The following is an 18,594-nucleotide window of genomic DNA, read 5'->3' as shown; positions in this document are numbered from 1 at the left end:
GGAGCGCATTTCACCGCTACCAGCAACCCCCCCCCCCCCCCCCCCAACCCACCCCCCCCCCCCCCCCCCCCCCCCCCCCCGCTGCGGCGTTTCCACGGCGCGGCGCGCGCGGCGGCCGATGATTCCCGGGCACGACGAAAGCCACCGCTCATTTTCTCGATGAGCGGTGGCTTTCGTTCTCGGAAGGCCTCGCAAAAGGGGTACGACGTCTAGCTCAATGCCTCACCTCGCCGGCGGGATAAACACCTTCAAAACTGTGTTACCTGTATTCAAGCGCCGCCCGGAGGCTTTTCCCACCCCTAGCTCACCCTTAGGGTGGACGCGAATTCCCCGGTCAGCTTATTCGCCGGGGACGGCCGGGCTCGGTGGGCCGCGGGCGCCATTCGCGGGGATATCCCAGCGAGACCTCCTCGAAGCGCACGCCGTTGTGCCAGGTGGTGCGGGGAATGTGCAGGTGCCCGTAGACGACCGTGCGCGCGTTGAACCGCACGTGCCAGTCGGCGGTGCGCTCGGTGCCGCACCACAGGGCGAAGTCGGGATAGCGCAGGACGTCGGTCGGCCGGCGTACCAGGGGATAGTGGTTGATCAGCACGGTCGGCAGGTCGGCGGGCAGCTCGCCCAGCCGCCGCTCGGTCAGCTCGACCCGTGCCGCGCACCAGGCCTGCCGGGACGGGTACGGGTCGGGATGCAGCAACATCTCGTCCGTGCACACCACGCCACGCTCGTAGGCCTGCGCCAGCGCCTCGGCCCGGGAGTGCACGCCGGGGACCCGGAAGGAGTAGTCGTACAACACGAACAGCGGCGCCACGACGAGCGAGCCCTCCCAGACCGGGTAGGGATCTTCGGGCGTGACGATGCCCAGCTCGCCGCAGAGCCGCACCAGATGGTCGTAACGCTCGACGCCGCGCAACCGCACGGGGTCGCTCGGATGGGTCCACAGCTCGTGGTTGCCCGGGGCCCACACGACCTTGGCGAAGCGCCCGCTGAGCAGGCGCAGCGCCCATTCGATGTCGGCCATGAGCTCGGCGACGTCGCCCGCGATCAGCAACCAGTCGGTGGCGGACCGGGGCCGCAGTGCCTCCACGATCTCCCGGTTGTCCGCATAGCCCACGTGGAGATCGCTGATGGCGAGCAACGCCGACATTCTTACTCCGCGATGGCCGTCCGCATGATCCAGGTGTAGACGGGAAGCTCCTGCCCGTCCACGCGCGTTCGCTCACCTCTGTGGAGGAAGTGCTCGTACCCACTGCCGAAAGGCAGTTTGATCTTCTCGCAGCCCGGCGCGACGGTCAAGAACCGCCGTTCGGTCGGCAGGTGGTTCGGTCCCCCGATGAGCATGACTTTGACGTACGACATGGGTCACCTCGTTTCATAGCGGGATGTTGGAGTGGCAGCCGCGGGACTGCGGCGCCCGTGCGAGTGCTTCCGCCAGCCGGAGCCGGGTCTCGGAGGGGGAGATGACCTCGTCCACCACGCCGAGTGCCATGGCCCGCTCGACCCCGCCGGCCGTGCGCTGGTGCTCCTCCACCAGGCGCGCGTGCAGGTCCGCCCGCTCGGGCTCGGGCACCGCGGCCAGCTTCTTGCGGTGCAGGATGCCGACCGCCGCCTCGGCCCCCATCACCGCCACCTCCGCGTCGGGCCAGGCGTACACCGCGGTCGCGCCCAGCGACCTGGAGTTCATGGCGATGTAGGCGCCGCCGTACGACTTGCGGGTGATCAGCGTCACCCGGGGGACGACCGACTCGGCGAAGGCGTGCAGCAGCTTCGCGCCGCGCCTGACCACGCCGCCCCACTCCTGCTGGACGCCGGGCAGGTAGCCGGGAACGTCGACCACGACCACCAGGGGGACGCCGAGCGAGTCGCACATCCGCACGAAACGCGAGGCCTTCTCCGCCGAGAGCGAGTCGAGGCAGCCGCCCTTGCGCAGCGGGTTGTTGGCGATCACGCCGACGGCCCGGCCGCCGAGCCGCCCGAGCCCGACCACCATGTTGGGCGCCCAGCGCGGCTGCAGCTCCAGAAAGTCGGGGTCCAGCACGGCGCGGACCAGCGGCCGGACGTCGTAGGCGCGCCGTGGCATGTCGGGGAGCAGCGCGCGCAGGTCGCGCGGCTCGCTCAGCGCGGCGAAGTCGTAGCCGCCCGGCCGGGTGAAGAACCCCGTCAGCAGGCGGGCGCGGTCGTACGCGGCCTCCTCCGAGTCGACCGTGACGTGCGCGACGCCCGACTTGGGGCCGTGCGCGTCCGGGCCGCCCAGCCCGGCCATGTCGATGTTCTCGCCGGTGACCGTACGGACGACGTCGGGGCCGGTGATGAAGACCCGGCCGGCGTCCGACATGATGATCACGTCGGTCAGCGCGGGCCCGTACGCGGCCGCGCCCGCGGCCGGCCCGAGCACGACCGAGATCTGCGGGATGAGGCCCGAGGCGGCCGTCATGGCGGCGAACATGCGCCCCACACCGTCCATCGACTCCACGCCGTCGGCCAGCCGGGCGCCGCCGGAGTGCCACAGCCCGATCACCGGGCAGCGCCGGCGCACGGCCAGCTGGATGGCCTCGACGATACGGTTCGCGCCCGCCCAGCCCAGCGCGCCGCCCATGATTGTCGCGTCGGTGCAGTAGGCGATCACGGGCGAGCCGTCGATCTGCCCGTGCACGGCCTGCACGCCGCTGCCGTCGTCGCCGTGTATCGGCACCACCGAGCCGGGATCCAGGAGCCGCGAGAAGCGCACCGATGGAGTCCTCGGATCGAGTATTGCCTCCGTGGGAAAAGCGGTCAGGACCGTCATCGTTGTCCTTTCGCCGGAATCTGTCCTTCGAAATGTCCCGGGCGACCCCTATCGCGGACAACCCCTATCGCCTCGTACCTCTAGCAGGGGAGCTCTCGGACGTAGGGGGTGCGTGGGGTGACCGGTAAATGGACGCCGTGTGACACTCGGCTTGTGTTGTTCGCCGAATTCCAGCGTGCCGGCCGGTGTACGGCAGGCGCAGAAAGGTGCGCAAATCATGAAACGCACACAGCTCAAGAAAAGCCGGCAGACCTCACGTGATCCCAGGTTCGAGGCGCCGGACACGCGCACCCCGTCCGGCCGGCTGCTGCGGTTCTAGGAGCATGACATGACTACCGAAATCACCGCACCGGCCATCGGCCTCGCCGCACTCCTCGACCAGGACCCGGCCTTCCGCCTGCACGAGGGCGGCAAGCTGGAGACGCGCCCGTCCGTCCAGGTGCGCGACCTGGACGATCTGTCCCTCGCCTACACGCCGGGGGTGGCCCGCGTCTGCACCGCCATCGCCGAGCGGCCCGAGCTGGCCGACGAGTACACCTGGCGCTCCAACGTCGTGGCGGTCGTCACCGACGGCACCGCGGTGCTCGGGCTCGGCGACATCGGGCCCACCGCGGCGATGCCGGTCATGGAGGGCAAGGCGCTGCTGTTCAAGCAGTTCGGCGGCGTGGACTCGGTGCCCATCTGCCTGGACTGCACGGACGTCGACGAGCTCGTGGAGACGATCGTCCGGATGGCCCCGTCGTTCGGCGGCATCAACCTCGAGGACATCAGCGCGCCGCGCTGCTTCGAGGTGGAGCGCCGGCTCAGGGAGGTGCTGGACATCCCCGTCTTCCACGACGACCAGCACGGCACCGCCATCGTGGTGCTGGCCGCGCTGCGCAACGCGGCACGGGTGACCGGCCGGCGGTTGTGGGATCTCCGCGCCGTCGTGGCGGGGGCGGGCGCCTCCGGCCTCTCCGTCGCGAGCATGTTGCTGAACGCCGGCATCGGCGAGGTCGCCGTGTCGGACAGCAAGGGCGTCCTGCACACCGGCCGCGACGACCTCAACCGCCACAAGGCCATCATCGCGGGCTGCACCAACCGGTCCGGCCGCACCGGCACGACCGAGGAGGCCCTGGCCGGGGCCGACGTCTTCATCGGCCTGTCGGGCTCGACGATCAGCGAGCGGGCCATCGCCTCCATGGCGCCCGGCTCGATCGTCTTCGCGCTGTCCAACCCCGAGCCGGAGATCCACCCCGGGATCGCCCAGGAGCACGCCGCCGTCGTGGCCACCGGGCGCAGCGACTTCCCCAACCAGATCAACAACGTGCTGGCCTTCCCCGGCGTCTTCAGGGGCGCCCTGTCGGCCCGCGCCTCGGCCATCACCGAGAACATGAAGATCGCCGCGGCTCACGCGCTGGCCGCCGTGGTCGAGGAGGAACTGTCGGCCGACCGGATCATCCCGGAACCGTTCGACCCCCGGGTCGTGCCCGCCGTCGCCGCCGCGGTCGCCGACCAGGCCCGCCGCGACGGCGTGGCCCGGCTCCCCGGCCTCTGACCCGCCTGTCCCCGCTGGTCAGCGGTAGTAGCCCTCGACCGGTACGCGGGCCTCGGCGTAGAGGGCAGGCCCCTCGCCGGGAGGGTCGGTGAAGGCGGTGCCGGGCGGCTTGAGCCCGTCGAGCTGCTCGCCGGACAGCGCGTAGACGACCCGGCCCAGGCCCGAGCGCGCGATGGCGCCCGCGCACATGCCGCACGGCTGGCAGCTCGTGTACATGGTCGTGGCGGCCGCGGTGGCCGGGTCGAGCTCGCGGCCGGCCCAGCGGGCCAGCTTGAGCTCCGGGTGGGCGGTGATGTCGCGGTCGGTGAGCGAGGAGTTGCGCTCCTCGGCCAGCACGGTCCCGTCGGGCCCGGCCAGCAGCGAGCCGAACGGCGGGTTGCCGCCGGCGCGGGCCTCGGCGGCCAGCGCGATGGCGCGGCGCAGGAGTTCTTCTTCGTCGGGTGTCATGATTTCTCCTCGGACCTTCGCCTACGGCTCCAGGCGGCGGATCACGGCCTGCTTGGCCGTGGTGAACTCCTCGTCGGTCAGCACGCCGGCGCGGTGCAGCTCGCCGAGCTCGGCCAGGCGGCGCAGCACGGCGTCGTGCACGTCGCCGGAGGCGGGCGCCGGCGCGGGCGGCAGCTCGGGCACGTCGCGCGGCAGCCGGGCGAGCACGGCGGCGGCGACCAGGGCGGTGGCGCCGCCGAAACGCTGGATGCCCCAGGACACGCAGCGCAGGTCCTTCTGCGGCGGCTGCTGGATGGGCCGCTCGCCCTTGATGCGGAAGCGCAGCGTGCCGGAGCCCATGCCGGACTGGGGTTTCCACTCCACCCCGGCGATGTCGGACAGCGGGAACTCCTGCGGCCCCGCCTTCTCCTTGTCGGTGCTCGCCCAGCCGGTCCACTCCAGCCGCACCCGCTCGCCGTCGAACAGCGCGGTGCCGTCGCCGGCGGTGGCGGAGATGGGCACCGGAGGGGGCGGCAGCAGGTAGTCCTCGCAGGGTGCGCTCGGCGTCTGGTAGACGAGCAGGGTGTCACGAACCTCATCGGCGAAGTATTCGCCCGCGCCCGCGCGGTTCTTCGGCACCGTCAGCCGGTAGGGGTCGGCGGGCGGCTCCAGCAGGCCGGCGACGACGTCGGACAGCGCGTCGGCCCCCTTGCGCAGGCGCAGGCGTACGTGCCCGCCCTTGCGCCCCGGTTCGTACGTCACGCCCGCGATCGCCGTCATCGGGACCACGACCTCGCCCAGCGTCCTGCGCAGCTCGTGGACGTCCTTGTCGCTGCCGGGCACGATGCGCAGGACTTCTCCGTTGAACGTCCACGACCCGTCGGGGACGGCGATCTCGGCCATAGTGTTCAGCCTAAGACACCTCGGGGCACGGCCATATCGAGAGGAACGGGATGGAGACCTTCACGAGCTGGACGTCCTGGAGGCAGGCGGAGGGGCCTCTCCGTGCGGCGCTCCCGCCGGAGACCGTGGGCGCCCTGCGCGACGCGGTGACGTTCGCGCGGAGGTGGCACGGGGCGCAGCAGCGGCCCACCGGGCGACCGTACCTCGACCATCTGCTGGAGGCGCTGGAGGTGGCGGTGGCGGGCGCCGGGGTGGAGGACAGGGACGTGCTGGTGGCGATCGTGCTGCACGACGTGCTGGAGGACACGTCGTGCACCGAGGCGGAGATCGCGGGCAGGTTCGGGCCCCGCGTGGCCGCGCTCGTGCGCTGGGTGACCAAGCCGCGCGGGGGGAGGAAGGCCGACTACCTGGCTTCTCTCGTCAAGGCCCCGCCGCAGGCCGTGCTGGTGAAGCTGGCCGACCGGGCGAGCAACGTGCAGGAGCTGCAGCGGATGCCGTGGCGCTTCCAGCGGGCCTACTACCTGGAGACGGTCGCCTACGTCATGCCGCTGGCCGGGTCTCATCCCTGGTTCGCGAGGTGGTACGCGGACTGGCGCGAACGCTGGCGCCGCGTCGAGCGCTGGCCCGCGCACTGACCCCGCCGCGCCCGCTGCTGGTCCCGCACCGTACGGCTAGCCGCTGATCCTGCCCACGCGGTTGCGCACGCCCTTGAAGTGGGCGAGTACGGCGGCCACCGCGGCGGCCCGGTCGCCCGCGAGCACGGCGGTGTAGATGTCGCGGTGCCGCGTGACCACGTCGTCGGGCGACTCGTCCGGCACCCCGAGCTGGTCGCGCAGCTGGTAGTAGACGTCCCAGAACGCGCCGAGCAGCTGGCCGACGAGCGGGTTGCCGAGCGGCCGGTAGAGGAGGTCGTGGAAGAGGCGGTCGGTCTCCGGCGAGACGGGCCCGGCCTCCGCCTCGGCCTCCATCCTGACGATGACGTCGGCCACCGGGGTCAGGTCGGCGGCGGGGTCGAGCTCGATGAGGCGTTCGACGAGGCCGCTCTCCAGGATCTCGCGGATCTCGATGAGGTTCGCCAGATGGTTCTTGCCGTTCTGCAGCGTGATGCGGCTGTGGAAGGTCAGTTCGTTGACGAGCCCAGCGAGCGACATCCGTCCCACGAACATGCCGAAGCCGTGCCGGATGTCGACGATTCCGACCGCCTGCAGGGCTTTCAGCGCCTCTCTGATCGAGTTGCGGCTGACCTGGAGCTCTTCCATGAGCTCCGACTCGGTGGGCAGGGGGTCGCCCGCCACCAGCCCGCGCCTCACGATGAGGTCCTTCACGCCCTCCTGGGCCTCCACGGCCCTGCTCGGACGTACCGGGCGCGGGACTGTCGTCATGAAGAGTCACCTTCTCTTAGCCACTTACGTAACATTACGGAAATCTTTGGTTGACCTCAGGCCGGATTGCCATCTAGCGTCCCACTTACGCAAAAGATAGGACATGGGACGTCCCATGTTCTACCCCTCAGGAGGCATCCGTGAGCTCTGACTTCAGCCGCCGCGACTTCCTGCGTTACAGCGGAGCGACGGGTGCGGCGGCGTTCATCGCGGCGACCCTCTCCGCCTGTTCCGGAGGCCCGGCGTCGACCGGCTCGGTCGGCGCCGGAACCAACAAGGACCTGATCACCGCCGTCATCGGCTACGGCAACGATCAGAGCTGGGACCCGACGCAGACCGCGTCCGCCTTCGCGATGGCGGGGATCAGCCACGTCTACGAAGGGCTGCTCGACACCGATCCGATCACCCGCGAGCCGTACGCCGCGCTCGCCACCGAGCTGCCGTCCGACCTGGACGCGACCTCATGGAAGTTCACCCTCCGAGAGGGCGCCACGTGGCACGACGGGAAGCCGGTCACCGCCGACGACGTCGTCTTCACCTTCGAACGGGTCCTCGACCCCGAGGCCAACGTGCTGATCGGCAACTTCTTCAGGTCCTGGCTGAAGGAGGTGAAGAAGATCGACGACCGGAACGTCGAGCTGGTCTTCACGTTCCCCTTCGCCGACGCCGCTCCCCGGCTGACCATCGCCAAGATCATGCCCAAGCACGTGTTCTCCCAGGCCGGCGCCTGGGACCAGGCCAAGGGCGGCAAGGCCGTGGGGTCGGGGCCGTACAAGCTGGCCGCGCACAACCCCAAGTCCAACACCTCCTTCGAGGCGTACGACGGCTACAACGGCCCGCGCCCCGCCACGGTCAAGAAGATGAACTGGCTGACGATCGTCGACGCCGCCGCCCGCGTGGCCAAGATCTCCGGCGGCTCGGCCGAGGCGCAGATCGCCGACAACATCCCCTACGCCAACGTCGACCAGCTCAAGCAGCAGGGGCTGACGGTCGAGGGCGGCAAGGGCATGAACCACATGTTCCTGATGTTCAACACGGAGGCCAAGCCGTTCGACGACGTACGGGTGCGCCAGGCGCTGCACTACGCGATCGACAAGCAGAAGATGATCGACGTGGCGCTCAAGGGCCACGGCACGGCCTCCAGCTCCTTCCTCAACGAGGGCCACCCCGACCACAAGCGGGCCTCCGTCGTCTACGACTACGACCCCGACAAGGCGAAGGCGCTGCTGAAGGAGGCGGGCGTCAGCGACCTGACGGTCAACCTGATGGCCGTCAACGTGAGCTGGATCGCCGACTGCCTGCCGACCATCGCCGCCTCGTGGGAGGCGGTCGGCATCAAGACCACGCTGGAGCCGCAGGACACGGCGGCGTTGTTCACCAAGATGGACCAGGACCAGGACTACCAGGTGGTCGCCGCGGCCTCGAACCCCAACCAGTTCGGCATGGACGCCGACCTGATCTGCCGCTACAACTTCGTCAAGGGCGGCCTGTGGATGAAGTACGCCGGCTACGACGGCAGCAAGGACGCCGATGCGCTGTTCGCCCTGATGGACGAGGCGACCAAGGAGCCGGACAAGGAGAAGAAGAAGGCGACGGTCCACAGATACCTGGACATGATCGCTGAGCAGGCCGTGCTCTACCCGGTCGTCCACACCGAGCTCATGACCGCCTGGGACGCGAAGAAGCTGTCCGGCGTCGAGGCCCAGCCGTACCCCGGCATCAACCTCCTCCAGGCCAAGAGGACATGACGCTCGTCGCCCGGATGCTGCTGCGGCGGCTCCTCATCCTGATCCCGCTGGTGCTCGGCGTGATCGCGTTCGTGTTCATCGTGATGCGCTTCTCCAACAGCAAGCCGGAGTACGCGTACTTCCAGGGCGCGAACCCGACCGCCGAGCAGATCCGCCAGTTCCAGCTCGAGAACGGGCTGCTGGACCCGCTCCCCGTGCGCTACGTCCGCTTCGTCATGGACCTGGCGCAGGGTGACATGGGCACCAGCGTGCTCACCAGGAAACCGGTCATCGAGTCGGTGACGACGGCCCTGCCGCTGACGCTGCAGCTGACGCTCCTCGGCCTGGTCGTGGGGCTCGTGCTGTCGTTCGTGTTCGGCGTGGTCGCGGCGCTGTACCGCGACCGCTGGCCGGACCAGCTCGTCCGCCTGGTGTCGCTGATCGGGGTGGCGGCGCCGTCGTTCTGGCTGGCGCTGCTGATGATCCAGTGGCTGGCGGTCGGTGAAGGGCTGTTCCCCACCAGCGGCTACATCAACCCGGCCGACTCGTTCGCCGGCTGGCTGCGGTCGATGACGCTGCCCGCCCTGTCGTTGTCGTTGCCGATCGCCGCCCAGCTCACCCGCATCATCCGCACGTCGGTGGTGGAGGAGCTGGACCGCGACTACGTACGCACCGCGTACGGCAGCGGACTGCCGCCGATCGTGGTCATCGGCAGGAACGTGCTGCGCAACGCGCTGATCAACCCGCTGACCGTGCTCGGCCTGCGCATCGGCTACCTGATCGGCGGCACCGTGGTCATCGAGACGATCTACGGGCTGCCCGGCATGGGACAGCTCATGATCAACGCTGTGCGCGACGGCGACCCCGCCGTCGTCCAGGGCGTGGTGCTGACCATCGCCGTCGGCTTCATGATCGTCAACCTGGCCGTCGACGTCCTCTACCTGCTGGTCAACCCCCGCCTCAGGAGCGCCTCATGAGACGCGGACTCACCGACCGCCTGGCCCGGCCGGGCGTGACGTTCCGCAGGCTGAAGCCGCTGTCGTGGATCTCGCTCGGCCTCATCGCCGCCGTCGTGCTGGCGGCGGTGCTGGCGCCGCTCATCGCGCCGCACTCGCCGTTCTTCCAGGAGGCGTCCGGCGGCGGCCCGTCGGCCGAGCACTGGATGGGGCTCGACAGCGCCAACCGCGACATCCTGTCCAGGCTCCTGTACGGCGCCCGCTGGTCGCTCATCATCGGCCTCGGCGCGACCGGGCTCGCCCTGGTGGCCGGCGCGGCCATCGGCGCCGTCGCGGCCACCTCGCGCAGGGCCGTCGACGAGACGATCATGCGCCTGCTCGACGTCATCATGGCGTTCCCCGGCATCGCGCTGGCGGCCGTGCTCGTGGCCGTGTTCGGCGGCAGCATCCCCGTCCTGGTCATGGCCATCGCCTTCCTCTACATGCCGTCCGTGGCCAGGGTCGTACGGGCCAACGTCCTCGCCCAGTACGGCGAGGACTACGTCGCGGCCGAGCGCATCATCGGCGCCCGCACCCCGCACATCGTCATCAAGCACGTCGCGATCAACTGCGCGGCGCCGGTGCTGGTGTTCTGCACGGTGATGGTGGCCGACGCCATCGTGTTCGAGGCGTCGCTGTCGTTCATCGGCGCCGGCGTGCGGCCGCCGGACCCGTCGTGGGGGAGCGTCATCGCGGACGGCAAGAACCTGGTGCTGCTCGGCGGCTGGTGGGGCACGGTCTTCCCCGGCCTGCTGATCCTGCTGACCGTGCTCGCCCTGAACATCCTCTCCGAAGGCATCTCCGACGCCTGGGCCGCGCCCGCCGCCCGCAAGGCGCCGGTCAGGAAGGACGAGGACGCCTTCGAGCGGGCCCAGCCGGGCTCCGGCGAGGCCGTCGAGCTGCCCGGGCTGGCCGAGGCCGCGCGCCGGCTGGCCGAACGCGCCCGCCCGCTGCCCCAGGGGCCGCCGATCCTCACGGTGGAACGGCTGCGCATCGGGTTCGCCGAGGGCGTGGACATCGTCGACGGCATCGGCTTCGAGGTGCGCCCCGGCGAGGTGCTCGGCCTGGTGGGCGAGTCGGGCTGCGGCAAGTCGCTGACCGCGCTGACCATCATGGGCCTGCAGCCCCGCGACGCCCGCGTCAGCGGCCACGTGCGCTTCGACCAGCGGGAGCTGCTCTCGCTGCCGCGCCGCGCCCGCCGCCGGCTGCTCGGGCACGAGATGGCGATGATCTACCAGGACGCGCTGTCCTCCCTCAACCCCGCCATGACCATCAACGCCCAGCTCAAGCAGCTCACCCGCCGCGGCGGCCGGCGCACCCCCGCCGAGCTGCTCGAACTCGTCGGCCTCGACGCCCGCCGCACCCTGACCTCCTACCCGCACGAGCTGTCGGGCGGGCAGCGGCAGCGGGTGCTCATCGCGATGGCGCTGTCGCGCGAGCCCAAGCTGATCGTCGCCGACGAGCCCACCACGGCGCTCGACGTGACCGTCCAGGCGCAGGTCATCGAGCTGCTGCTGAAGCTGCGCGAGGAGCTCGGGTTCGCGCTGATCCTCGTCTCGCACGACCTCGCCCTCGTCGCCGACGTCACCGACCGCGTGGTCGTCATGTACGGCGGCCAGATCGTCGAGACCGGCGCCACGCCCTCCCTCGTCGGCGCGCCCGCCCACCACTACGCTCGCGGCCTGCTCGGCTCGGTGCTGTCTCTGGAGGCCGGGGCCGAGCGGCTCACGCAGATCCGCGGCGTCGTGCCCGCCCCCGCCGACTTCCCCAGCGGCTGCCGGTTCGCCGACCGGTGCCCGATGTCCACCGACGTGTGCCGTACCGAGGCCCCCGTCCTGCGGGGCCCGCTCAACGGGGACGCCACGCACGCGGTGGCCTGCCACCACCCGGTGACCGCCGCACCGGACCCGAACCGCGAGACGAGGAGTGAACAGCGTGCTTGAGCTCGGCGACGTGCACGTCGTGCACAAGGCCCGCTCCGGCGGCCTCTTCACGCGGGACCGCGTCTACGCCCTGACCGGCGCGAACCTCACCGTCGCCGCCGGTGAGACCGTCGGCATCGTCGGCGAGTCGGGCTGCGGCAAGTCGACGCTGGCCAAGGTGCTGGTCGGCCTGCAGCGGCCGACCTCCGGCACCGTGACCTTCCGCGGCGAGGACCTGTGGGGCCTCAAGGAGGCCGACCGGCGCGCACTCGTCGGGTCGAGCGTCGGCATGATCTTCCAGGACCCGTCCACGGCGCTCAACAGGCGCCTGCCCGTCCGGCAGGTGCTGCGCGACCCGCTCAACGTGCACCGCCGCGGCACGTCCGCCCAGCGCGACGCCCGCGTACGCGAGCTGATCGACCTGGTCGGGTTGCCGTCCAGCGCCGCCGAAGCGCTGCCCAGCCAGCTGTCCGGCGGCCAGCGCCAGCGCGTGGCCGTGGCCAGGGCACTCGCCCTCGAACCCGAGCTGGTCGTGGCCGATGAGCCCACCAGCGCGCTCGACGTGTCCGTCCGCGCCCAGATCCTCAACCTGCTGCTCGACCTCAAGGAACGGCTCGGGCTGGCGCTGGTGTTCGTCTCGCACGACATCCAGACCGTACGCAGGATGAGCGACCGCGTCGTCACCATGTACCTGGGCCGGATCGTCGAGCAGACACCCGCGCAGGCCGTGCCGCTGAGCGCCCGGCACCCGTACACGCGGGCGCTGTTCTCCGCCACCCCCGGGCTGATCTCGCCGATCAACCCGATCCCGCTCGTGGGCGCCGTGCCGTCGGCCACCAGGCCGCCGAGCGGCTGCCCGTTCCGCACGCGGTGCTGGCGGGCGGACGACGCCTGCGCGGCGGAGATGCCCGCGGCGCAGACGGACGACGACCATCTGTTCCACTGCCACCATCCGGTGGCGGCAGGAGCGACCGACCTCGAACTGATCCAGGAGCGCCCATGAGGCTTACCGGTGTGATCCCCCCGGTGTGCACCCCCATGACCCCCGACCACCAGGTGGACACCGCGTCGCTCACCCGGCTGGTCGACCACCTGCTGGCCGGGGGAGTGGACGCGCTGTTCGTGCTGGGCTCCTCGTCGGAGGTGGCGTACCTGACGGACGCGCAGCGGCGGGTCGTGCTGGACACCGTGGTCGGGCACGTGGGCGGTCAGGTGCCGGTGCTGGCCGGGGTGATCGACATGACGACGCCGCGGGTGCTCGAACACGCCCGCGTCGCGCGCGAGGCAGGGGTGTCGGGGCTGGTGGCGACCGCGCCGTTCTACACGCGCACCCACCCCGACGAGATCCGCACGCATTTCCGTACGATCGCCGCGCGGGGCGGGCTGCCGGTCTACGCCTATGACCTGCCCGTCTCGGTGCACACCAAGTTGAGCGCAGAGCTGGTGCTCGGACTGGCCGCGGAGGGCGCGCTGGCCGGGGTCAAGGACTCCAGCGGCGACGACGGCGGCCTGCGCGAGGTCATCATGGGCGGTACGGCGCCGTTCAGCGTGCTGACCGGGTCGGAGGTGACCGTGGACTCGGCCCTCTGGATGGGCGCCGACGGAGTGGTGCCCGGGCTGGGCAACGTCGACCCGCACGGCTACGCCGAGCTCTACCGGTGCGCCTCCCGCGGCGACTGGGAGGCGGCCAGGGTCGAGCAGGAGCGCCTGGTCAGGCTGTTCGAGATCGTCCGCGTGGGCGGCTCGCGCATGGGCGGCAGCTCGTCCGGTCTTGGAGCGTTCAAGGCCGCGCTGCACCTGCGCGGGATCATCGACTGCCCGGTCACCGCGCTCCCGCAGACCCCGCTCAACGACGACGAGACCGGCGAGATCGGCAAGCTCCTGGCCGCCGCCGGCCTGCTCTAGCCCTGGTGAGACGGCCGGCCAGGCCGGCGGGTCAGGCCCTGGCAGCTGGACAGGGCCGGCTGGACAGGGCCGGCTGGACAGGGCCGGTCAGGCTGGGCCGGTCAGGCAGTGCCGGACAGCTGGGCGACGTCCTCCGCGCCGTCCTGGATGAGCTTCGCCGACAGGTCGGACAACGCCCGCCCGACGGCCAGCTCGTCCCCGATCCCGGGTACGGGCCGGTCGACGGGATTGCGCCGGGCGCGCCCGACGCTCTCGTGCCGCTTGCCGTCCGCCGTGAACAGGACCACCGTGGCCGTGGTCACGGCGTCCTCGTCGTCCTCATGGATCCAGATCTGCACGTTCCACTGCTTGTCATCCATCGTGGGCACCTCCCTATGCCCGAGCCCTACCCCGGAGGCCCGGACATAAAGTGGCAGGTCAGCGCTCGGCGTGCGCGGCGCGCTCGGAAGGCGGGGTTCTCCGCGTCGCGGCGAACGTGACGGCGATCGCGACCAGGTAGCCGACGGCCGCCAGGATCATGGGCAGTCGCAGGTGCGGCAGGCCGGCGGCCGGGACGCCCGTGGCGGACCGCTGCACCGCGGTGCTGCCGAGCAGCGCGACGCCTATCGCGCCCCCGGCCTGTCGTGCCGCGTTGAGGGTGGCGGCGCCGAGGCCGGCCCGCCGCGGCCCGGCGGCGCCCAGCGCCACTCCGGTCATGGCCGGCATGCACAGGCCGACGAGGCCCGTGATCGCGCCGAACCCGGCAAGGACCGCGACCGACGAATCGTCTCCCCAGCCGGCCAGCAGACAGGTGCCGAGGAGGCCGCCGGCCAGGCCCGACACCATGGGCACCCGGGGCCCCCACCGGTGGGTCACACGGCCCGAGAACAGCGCGCCGAGGGCGACGACCGCGGTCAGCGGCGACAGCACCACACCGACCACCAGGGGTGACTGGCGAAGCGTACGCTCCAGAAAGACGGTGAGGCAGAACAGGACGCCGTAGAGCCCGAGATTGAACAGCAGCCCCACACTGGTCGCGCCGCCGAACCGGCTGCCGGCGAAAAGTGCCGGCGGCAACATCGGCTCGCTGACGTGGTGTTCAACCACCACGAACGCGATTGCGGCGATCACGGCGACGCCGAGCAGGCCCAGCACCGCAGGTGCGTGCCAGCCCAGCGTCGAGGTCATGGTCAGCGCAGCGGTCAACGCGAGCAGGGATGCGATGGCGAGCGACTGACCAGGCAGATCGGGCCGGGTCGCGGTGTGGCGCGGGGTCTCCCCGATGCGCGCGGCGACGATCCCCATGGAAACCAAGGAGATCGGCACCACAACGAGGAAAACCGCGCGCCAGCCCAGCGCCGCGACCAGCCAGCCGCCGACGACCGGTCCAGCGGTCAGCCCGATGCCGGACACGCCGCCCCAGACGCCCAGCGCCCGGGCTCGGTGCGCGCCCTCCGGGAAGCGGTGCGCGATGAGCGCCAACGAGCACGGCACCACCGCTGCCGCACCGGCCCCCTGCGCGGCCCGCGCCATGATCAACGTGATCGCGTCAGGAGCGACTGCGCACGCCGCGCTGGCCAGCGCGAACAGCACGGCGCCGGCCTGGTGGGTACGGCGTGCGCCCCAACGGTCACCGATGTTGCCCGCGGTGAGCATCAGGGCTGCGAACGCGACGGTGTAGGCGTTGAGCACCCATTGCAGGGTGACCATCGACGCGCCCAGATCGGCGGCGATGTCCCCGGCAGCGACGTTCACCGCGGTGGCGTCGAACAGGACCAGGAAGAACCCGAGGCAGATCCCGGTCAGGGCGAGCGCGCTCCCGCGCGCAGTGCTGGGTGGAACCGAATGTGTCATCAGGTTCTGAGCATGCTACTTGTGAAGAACCTGGTAAATGCGGAGTGTTTGCAGGGTGCCTTCGGCAGACCCGAAGGCTGGCACGGAGACGGGAGCCTCCAGTGGACCTCATAGATCTCGACCTGGTCATGGCGGTGGCCGAGACGGGCAGCATCACGCACGGCGCGGCAAGAGCCCGCCTGTCCCTGCCCTCGGCCAGCGGACGCATCCGCGGCCTCGAACGCACCCTGGGGGTGACGCTGTTCGACCGAGGTCGCCGCGGTGTGACCCTCACCCCGGCCGGGCAGTTACTGCTGCGCCACGCCAGGACCGTGAGCCGTACGGTCGACCGGCTCCACACCGAGCTGGACGAGTACGCGCAGGGGCATGGTGCCACCCTCCGCGTCCAGGCCAACGCCGCGGCGAGCACGAGTGTCGTGCCCGCGGCGGCCATCTCGTTCCTGACCGCACACCCGCGTGCCCGCATCGAACTGGAGGAGCGCCCGAGCCGGCGGATCGTCGCCGCCGTGGCGGAACGGCGGATCGACCTGGGGATCGTCGCCGACTCGGTCGACCTCGGCCGGCTCGGGACACGGGTGATCCGCCCCGATCCGCTGGTGGTCGTCACCCTCCCGGACGATCCGCTGGCCGGGCAGCCCGAGGTGTCCTACCCGGACGTGCTCGGGCGCCCGCTCGTCGGCCTGAACAGCGCCAATCCGCTGCAGGAGCATCTGGAGACACATGCCCTGCCGCTGGGCGCCCGTCCGGTGTACCGCATCGGGCTGCCCAGCGCCGAGCTGGTCTGCGACGCGGTGGCGGAGGGCATCGGCATCGCCATCCTGCCCCGCCACAGCGTCCGCGACCGGCTCGCCGGCGGCGCCCTGGCCGCCACGGAGCTGGCCGAACCGTGGGCCGCACGCCGGTTGGTCGCCTGCTTCACCAGCGAGCGCGAGCTGTCGGACACGGCCCGCGCGCTCCTCGACCACCTGCTGGCCCGCGCCCGAGACGACAGGGGCCCGTAGCCGCCCGAGCGGGAAGTACACGGCGTCAGCGCTCGGCGTGCGCGGCGCGCCCGTTCGGCACGCAGTGCGTCATCTTCAGCCCTTCGACGTCACGAGGGCCGTTCCTGCCCAGCTTGGCCAGCCGGTCACGGTCCTCGTCGGTGAGGTCCTGGCTCTTCAACGGCTCCAGCCCCGCCACGTCGTCGGGGCTGATGCCCAGCCCCTCGCCCACGCGCAGCCCGAGCTCGTCCTCGGCGAGCAGGAAGTGCCAGACCATGCGCTCCTGGATGCCCCGGTCGCACTGCCGCAGCGCGGAGACGAAATTGTGCACGAGGTCGTCGCGCTCCCACTGCTCCATGAGCAGGTAGCGCTGCCCCGGCTGGACGTAGTCGTTGGCGCGCGGGATGCGCTTGCGGGTGAGCCTCCCGCTGACCTCGGGGCCGACCTCGTCCGGATGCGGGTACTCGGCCTCGCGCAGGCCGCCGCGCAGCGACGGCTCGTAGTTGATGTGCGGGTCCTCGCCCCCGGTGTCGACGAAGTACGTCATCAGCCCGTCGCGCTGGTTGGTGCGGATGGCGGCGTTCCTGGCCTGGTTGACCGGCAACTGGAGGTAGTTGGGCCCGACGCGGTAGCGCTGGGTGTCACTGTAGGAGAACGTCCGGCCGATGAGCATCTTGTCGTCGGAGAAGTCGAGCCCGTCCACGAGCACGCCGGTGCCGAACGCGGCCTGCTCGTTCTCGGCGAACTGGTTGTCCACGTTCCTGTCGAGCACCAGCCGGCCGACCGGCAGGGCGGGGAACTCGTTCTCCGGCCACACCTTGGTGTCGTCCAGCGGGTCGAAGTCGAGCTCGGGATGCTCGTCGTCGCTCATCAGCTGGACCAGCAGCTCCCACTCCGGGTAGTCGCCGCGCTCGATGGCGTCGTGCAGGTCCTTGGTGGCATGCCCGAGGTCGTTCCCCTGGATGACCGAGGCGTCGGCCTCGGTCATGCTGCGCACGCCCTGCTTGGGCATCCAGTGGTACTTCACCAGGAACGACTCGCCCTGCCGGTTGACCCACTTGTAGGTGTTCACGCCGAACCCCTGCATGTGCCGGTAGCCGGCGGGGATGCCGCGCGGGCTGAACAGGTTGACCAGCATGTGCAGGCTCTCGGGCGTCTGCGACATGAAGTCGAAGATGCGGTTGGGATCCTGCCGGAACGTGACCGGGTCCGGCTTGAGCGAGTGGATCACGTCAGGGAACTTGATGGCGTCCCTGATGAAGAAGACCGCCAGGTTGTTGCCGACAAGATCCCAGTTGCCGTCCTCGGTGTAGAACTTGACCGCGAAACCGCGCGGGTCACGGGCGGTCTCCGCGGAGTCCCGGCCGCCGATCACGGTGGAGAAGCGCAGGGCGACGTCGGTGCGCTTGCCCGCCTCCTGGAAGAGCTTGGCCCTGGTGAACCGGCTGATCGGCTCGTCGCCGAGCTTGCCGTACGCCTCGAAGAAGCCATAGCTGGTCGTGCCCCTGGCGTGCACCACGCGCTCGGGAATGCGCTCCCGGTCGAAGTGGCTGATCTTCTCCAGGAACTGGTAGTTCTCCAGCGTCGCGGGGCCGCGCGGGCCGATCGTCCGCTGGTTCTGGTTGTCGTAGACCGGGTGTCCCTGCCGGTTGGTGAGCACCTCGCGCTCGTCGTTCGGCCCGGAACCCATGCCGGAAACATCAGTCATCATCGTTCCTTCCCCCGGACGAGTCCTCCCCGCCTGCCCCCAAGCCCGTAGCGGAAACAGGGAAAGGAATGGCCCCGATGACGCGGGCGCCGGATCCGGCCCGGGGCTGCTCGCTAGGCCCGGTGGCCCTTGGGGGGACAGACCCGCAGCGCGGCCTCCAGCGCGGTGGCCTCCTCGGGCGTGAGCCGCTCCAGGAAGTGGACCAGAGTGGCGGCCTGGTTGCCGCTGGCGGCCAGCGCGTGCCGCATCAGCTCCGCGGTGTAGGCCTCCTTGGTGAAGATCGGCTCGTAGACGTAGGCCCGGCCGACCGGCTCGCGCTTGAGCAGGCCCTTGGTGTGCAGCTTGTCCATCACGGTCATGACTGTGGTGTAGGCGATCTCGCGCTCCCGGCGGAGGTCTTCGAGAACGTCACGGACGGAGGCGGGCCGGCGGTAGGACCACATCCTGTCCATGATCGTGGACTCGAGCTCTCCCAGCGGGCGCTTCATGGAGGC

General features: G+C 70.8%; 18 protein-coding genes. 8 read left to right on the top strand and 10 right to left on the bottom strand.

Annotated features, from left to right (window positions below):
* Positions 1-334: 334 nt before the first annotated feature.
* The 3 genes from ACZ6SA_RS31445 to ACZ6SA_RS31435 are packed head-to-tail and all read right to left on the bottom strand — an operon-like array spanning position 335 to position 2,782.
* The gene (locus ACZ6SA_RS31445; protein ID WP_347647023.1) at positions 335-1,144 is read right to left on the bottom strand and encodes a metallophosphoesterase family protein; all 810 of its coding nucleotides are present in this window, start codon (positions 1,142-1,144) and stop codon (positions 335-337) included.
* Positions 1,145-1,146: 2 nt separating this feature from the next.
* Positions 1,147-1,356 (bottom strand): DUF5988 family protein, encoded by a 210-nt coding sequence (locus ACZ6SA_RS31440; protein ID WP_132338046.1) that lies wholly within the window; start codon positions 1,354-1,356, stop codon positions 1,147-1,149.
* A 13-nt stretch (positions 1,357-1,369) separates the two neighbouring features.
* Complete coding sequence (locus ACZ6SA_RS31435; RefSeq protein ID WP_465832228.1) at positions 1,370-2,782, bottom strand: acyl-CoA carboxylase subunit beta; 1,413 nt, start codon at positions 2,780-2,782, stop codon at positions 1,370-1,372.
* Between the two features lie 328 nt (positions 2,783-3,110).
* On the opposite strand from ACZ6SA_RS31435, the gene ACZ6SA_RS31430 reads away from it, so the two are divergent.
* Positions 3,111-4,319, top strand: a complete 1,209-nt coding sequence (locus ACZ6SA_RS31430; protein ID WP_347647025.1) for an NAD(P)-dependent malic enzyme — start codon at positions 3,111-3,113, stop codon at positions 4,317-4,319.
* An 18-nt stretch (positions 4,320-4,337) separates the two neighbouring features.
* Here ACZ6SA_RS31430 and ACZ6SA_RS31425 read toward each other — a convergent pair whose 3' ends face one another.
* Both ACZ6SA_RS31425 and ACZ6SA_RS31420 read right to left on the bottom strand, forming a co-directional pair.
* Positions 4,338-4,766 carry a nucleoside deaminase gene (locus ACZ6SA_RS31425; RefSeq protein WP_347647026.1) on the bottom strand — a complete coding sequence of 143 codons (429 nt, stop codon included), beginning with the start codon at positions 4,764-4,766 and terminating at the stop codon, positions 4,338-4,340.
* Positions 4,767-4,787: 21 nt separating this feature from the next.
* Positions 4,788-5,648, bottom strand: a complete 861-nt coding sequence (locus ACZ6SA_RS31420; protein ID WP_347647027.1) for a DUF4429 domain-containing protein — start codon at positions 5,646-5,648, stop codon at positions 4,788-4,790.
* Between the two features lie 50 nt (positions 5,649-5,698).
* Here ACZ6SA_RS31420 and ACZ6SA_RS31415 point away from each other — a divergent pair, with 50 nt between their 5' ends.
* Entirely contained in the window at positions 5,699-6,283 is a 585-nt protein-coding gene (locus ACZ6SA_RS31415) for an HD domain-containing protein (protein ID WP_347647028.1), read from the top strand.
* Positions 6,284-6,319: 36 nt separating this feature from the next.
* Here ACZ6SA_RS31415 and ACZ6SA_RS31410 read toward each other — a convergent pair whose 3' ends face one another.
* Complete coding sequence (locus ACZ6SA_RS31410) at positions 6,320-7,030, bottom strand: FadR/GntR family transcriptional regulator (protein WP_347647029.1); 711 nt, start codon at positions 7,028-7,030, stop codon at positions 6,320-6,322.
* A 140-nt stretch (positions 7,031-7,170) separates the two neighbouring features.
* Here ACZ6SA_RS31410 and ACZ6SA_RS31405 point away from each other — a divergent pair, with 140 nt between their 5' ends.
* Genes ACZ6SA_RS31405 through ACZ6SA_RS31385 form a run of 5 tightly spaced genes read left to right on the top strand, consistent with a single transcriptional unit; the run spans position 7,171 to position 13,579 of the window.
* Positions 7,171-8,778, top strand: a complete 1,608-nt coding sequence (locus ACZ6SA_RS31405; RefSeq protein WP_465832224.1) for an ABC transporter substrate-binding protein — start codon at positions 7,171-7,173, stop codon at positions 8,776-8,778.
* Complete coding sequence (locus tag ACZ6SA_RS31400) at positions 8,775-9,734, top strand: ABC transporter permease (protein ID WP_465832222.1); 960 nt, start codon at positions 8,775-8,777, stop codon at positions 9,732-9,734. The genes ACZ6SA_RS31405 and ACZ6SA_RS31400 overlap by 4 nt, the downstream gene beginning before the upstream one ends.
* On the top strand, positions 9,731-11,695 hold the full coding sequence (locus ACZ6SA_RS31395; RefSeq protein WP_347647032.1) for a dipeptide/oligopeptide/nickel ABC transporter permease/ATP-binding protein: 1,965 nt from the start codon (positions 9,731-9,733) through the stop codon (positions 11,693-11,695). Before ACZ6SA_RS31400 ends, ACZ6SA_RS31395 begins: the two co-directional genes overlap by 4 nt.
* Positions 11,688-12,677 (top strand): oligopeptide/dipeptide ABC transporter ATP-binding protein, encoded by a 990-nt coding sequence (locus tag ACZ6SA_RS31390; RefSeq protein ID WP_465832220.1) that lies wholly within the window; start codon positions 11,688-11,690, stop codon positions 12,675-12,677. The genes ACZ6SA_RS31395 and ACZ6SA_RS31390 overlap by 8 nt, the downstream gene beginning before the upstream one ends.
* Positions 12,674-13,579 carry a dihydrodipicolinate synthase family protein gene (locus ACZ6SA_RS31385; protein ID WP_465832218.1) on the top strand — a complete coding sequence of 302 codons (906 nt, stop codon included), beginning with the start codon at positions 12,674-12,676 and terminating at the stop codon, positions 13,577-13,579. The genes ACZ6SA_RS31390 and ACZ6SA_RS31385 overlap by 4 nt, the downstream gene beginning before the upstream one ends.
* 101 nt (positions 13,580-13,680) lie before the next feature.
* On the opposite strand, the gene ACZ6SA_RS31380 is transcribed toward ACZ6SA_RS31385, so the two are convergent.
* Both ACZ6SA_RS31380 and ACZ6SA_RS31375 read right to left on the bottom strand, forming a co-directional pair.
* Positions 13,681-13,938, bottom strand: a complete 258-nt coding sequence (locus ACZ6SA_RS31380; protein ID WP_443155916.1) for a DUF1876 domain-containing protein — start codon at positions 13,936-13,938, stop codon at positions 13,681-13,683.
* Between the two features lie 58 nt (positions 13,939-13,996).
* Entirely contained in the window at positions 13,997-15,412 is a 1,416-nt protein-coding gene (locus ACZ6SA_RS31375) for an MFS transporter (protein ID WP_347647036.1), read from the bottom strand.
* 101 nt (positions 15,413-15,513) lie between these two features.
* Between ACZ6SA_RS31375 and ACZ6SA_RS31370 the strand changes: the two genes are divergently transcribed.
* Positions 15,514-16,413, top strand: a complete 900-nt coding sequence (locus ACZ6SA_RS31370; RefSeq protein ID WP_465832215.1) for a LysR family transcriptional regulator — start codon at positions 15,514-15,516, stop codon at positions 16,411-16,413.
* A gap of 25 nt (positions 16,414-16,438) precedes the next feature.
* Here the strand turns inward: ACZ6SA_RS31370 and ACZ6SA_RS31365 are convergent, their stop codons facing one another.
* Positions 16,439-18,100: a catalase gene (locus ACZ6SA_RS31365; protein WP_347647038.1), complete on the bottom strand. Its 1,662-nt coding sequence runs from the start codon at positions 18,098-18,100 to the stop codon at positions 16,439-16,441.
* 113 nt (positions 18,101-18,213) lie between these two features.
* The gene (locus ACZ6SA_RS31360; RefSeq protein WP_347647039.1) at positions 18,214-18,588 is read right to left on the bottom strand and encodes a BlaI/MecI/CopY family transcriptional regulator; all 375 of its coding nucleotides are present in this window, start codon (positions 18,586-18,588) and stop codon (positions 18,214-18,216) included.
* Positions 18,589-18,594: the final 6 nt, after the last annotated feature.

This window comes from Nonomuraea sp. NPDC049378 (genome assembly GCF_055586745.1).
The sequence above is the reverse complement of the archived record's forward strand: the minus strand, read 5'-3'. Positions and strand labels throughout refer to the sequence as shown.

What these genes read in the sequence shown, in the direction of transcription:
- ACZ6SA_RS31445 (WP_347647023.1), bottom strand. Translation starts at nt 1,144, where the DNA reads ATGTCGGCGTTGCTCGCCATCAGCGATCTCCACGTGGGCTATGCGGAC.
- ACZ6SA_RS31440 (WP_132338046.1), bottom strand. Translation starts at nt 1,356, where the DNA reads ATGTCGTACGTCAAAGTCATGCTCATCGGGGGACCGAACCACCTGCCG.
- ACZ6SA_RS31435 (WP_465832228.1), bottom strand. Translation starts at nt 2,782, where the DNA reads ATGACGGTCCTGACCGCTTTTCCCACGGAGGCAATACTCGATCCGAGG.
- ACZ6SA_RS31430 (WP_347647025.1), top strand. Translation starts at nt 3,111, where the DNA reads ATGACTACCGAAATCACCGCACCGGCCATCGGCCTCGCCGCACTCCTC.
- ACZ6SA_RS31425 (WP_347647026.1), bottom strand. Translation starts at nt 4,766, where the DNA reads ATGACACCCGACGAAGAAGAACTCCTGCGCCGCGCCATCGCGCTGGCC.
- ACZ6SA_RS31420 (WP_347647027.1), bottom strand. Translation starts at nt 5,648, where the DNA reads ATGGCCGAGATCGCCGTCCCCGACGGGTCGTGGACGTTCAACGGAGAA.
- ACZ6SA_RS31415 (WP_347647028.1), top strand. Translation starts at nt 5,699, where the DNA reads ATGGAGACCTTCACGAGCTGGACGTCCTGGAGGCAGGCGGAGGGGCCT.
- ACZ6SA_RS31410 (WP_347647029.1), bottom strand. Translation starts at nt 7,030, where the DNA reads ATGACGACAGTCCCGCGCCCGGTACGTCCGAGCAGGGCCGTGGAGGCC.
- ACZ6SA_RS31400 (WP_465832222.1), top strand. Translation starts at nt 8,775, where the DNA reads ATGACGCTCGTCGCCCGGATGCTGCTGCGGCGGCTCCTCATCCTGATC.
- ACZ6SA_RS31395 (WP_347647032.1), top strand. Translation starts at nt 9,731, where the DNA reads ATGAGACGCGGACTCACCGACCGCCTGGCCCGGCCGGGCGTGACGTTC.
- ACZ6SA_RS31385 (WP_465832218.1), top strand. Translation starts at nt 12,674, where the DNA reads ATGAGGCTTACCGGTGTGATCCCCCCGGTGTGCACCCCCATGACCCCC.
- ACZ6SA_RS31380 (WP_443155916.1), bottom strand. Translation starts at nt 13,938, where the DNA reads ATGGATGACAAGCAGTGGAACGTGCAGATCTGGATCCATGAGGACGAC.
- ACZ6SA_RS31375 (WP_347647036.1), bottom strand. Translation starts at nt 15,412, where the DNA reads ATGACACATTCGGTTCCACCCAGCACTGCGCGCGGGAGCGCGCTCGCC.
- ACZ6SA_RS31365 (WP_347647038.1), bottom strand. Translation starts at nt 18,100, where the DNA reads ATGACTGATGTTTCCGGCATGGGTTCCGGGCCGAACGACGAGCGCGAG.
- ACZ6SA_RS31360 (WP_347647039.1), bottom strand. Translation starts at nt 18,588, where the DNA reads ATGAAGCGCCCGCTGGGAGAGCTCGAGTCCACGATCATGGACAGGATG.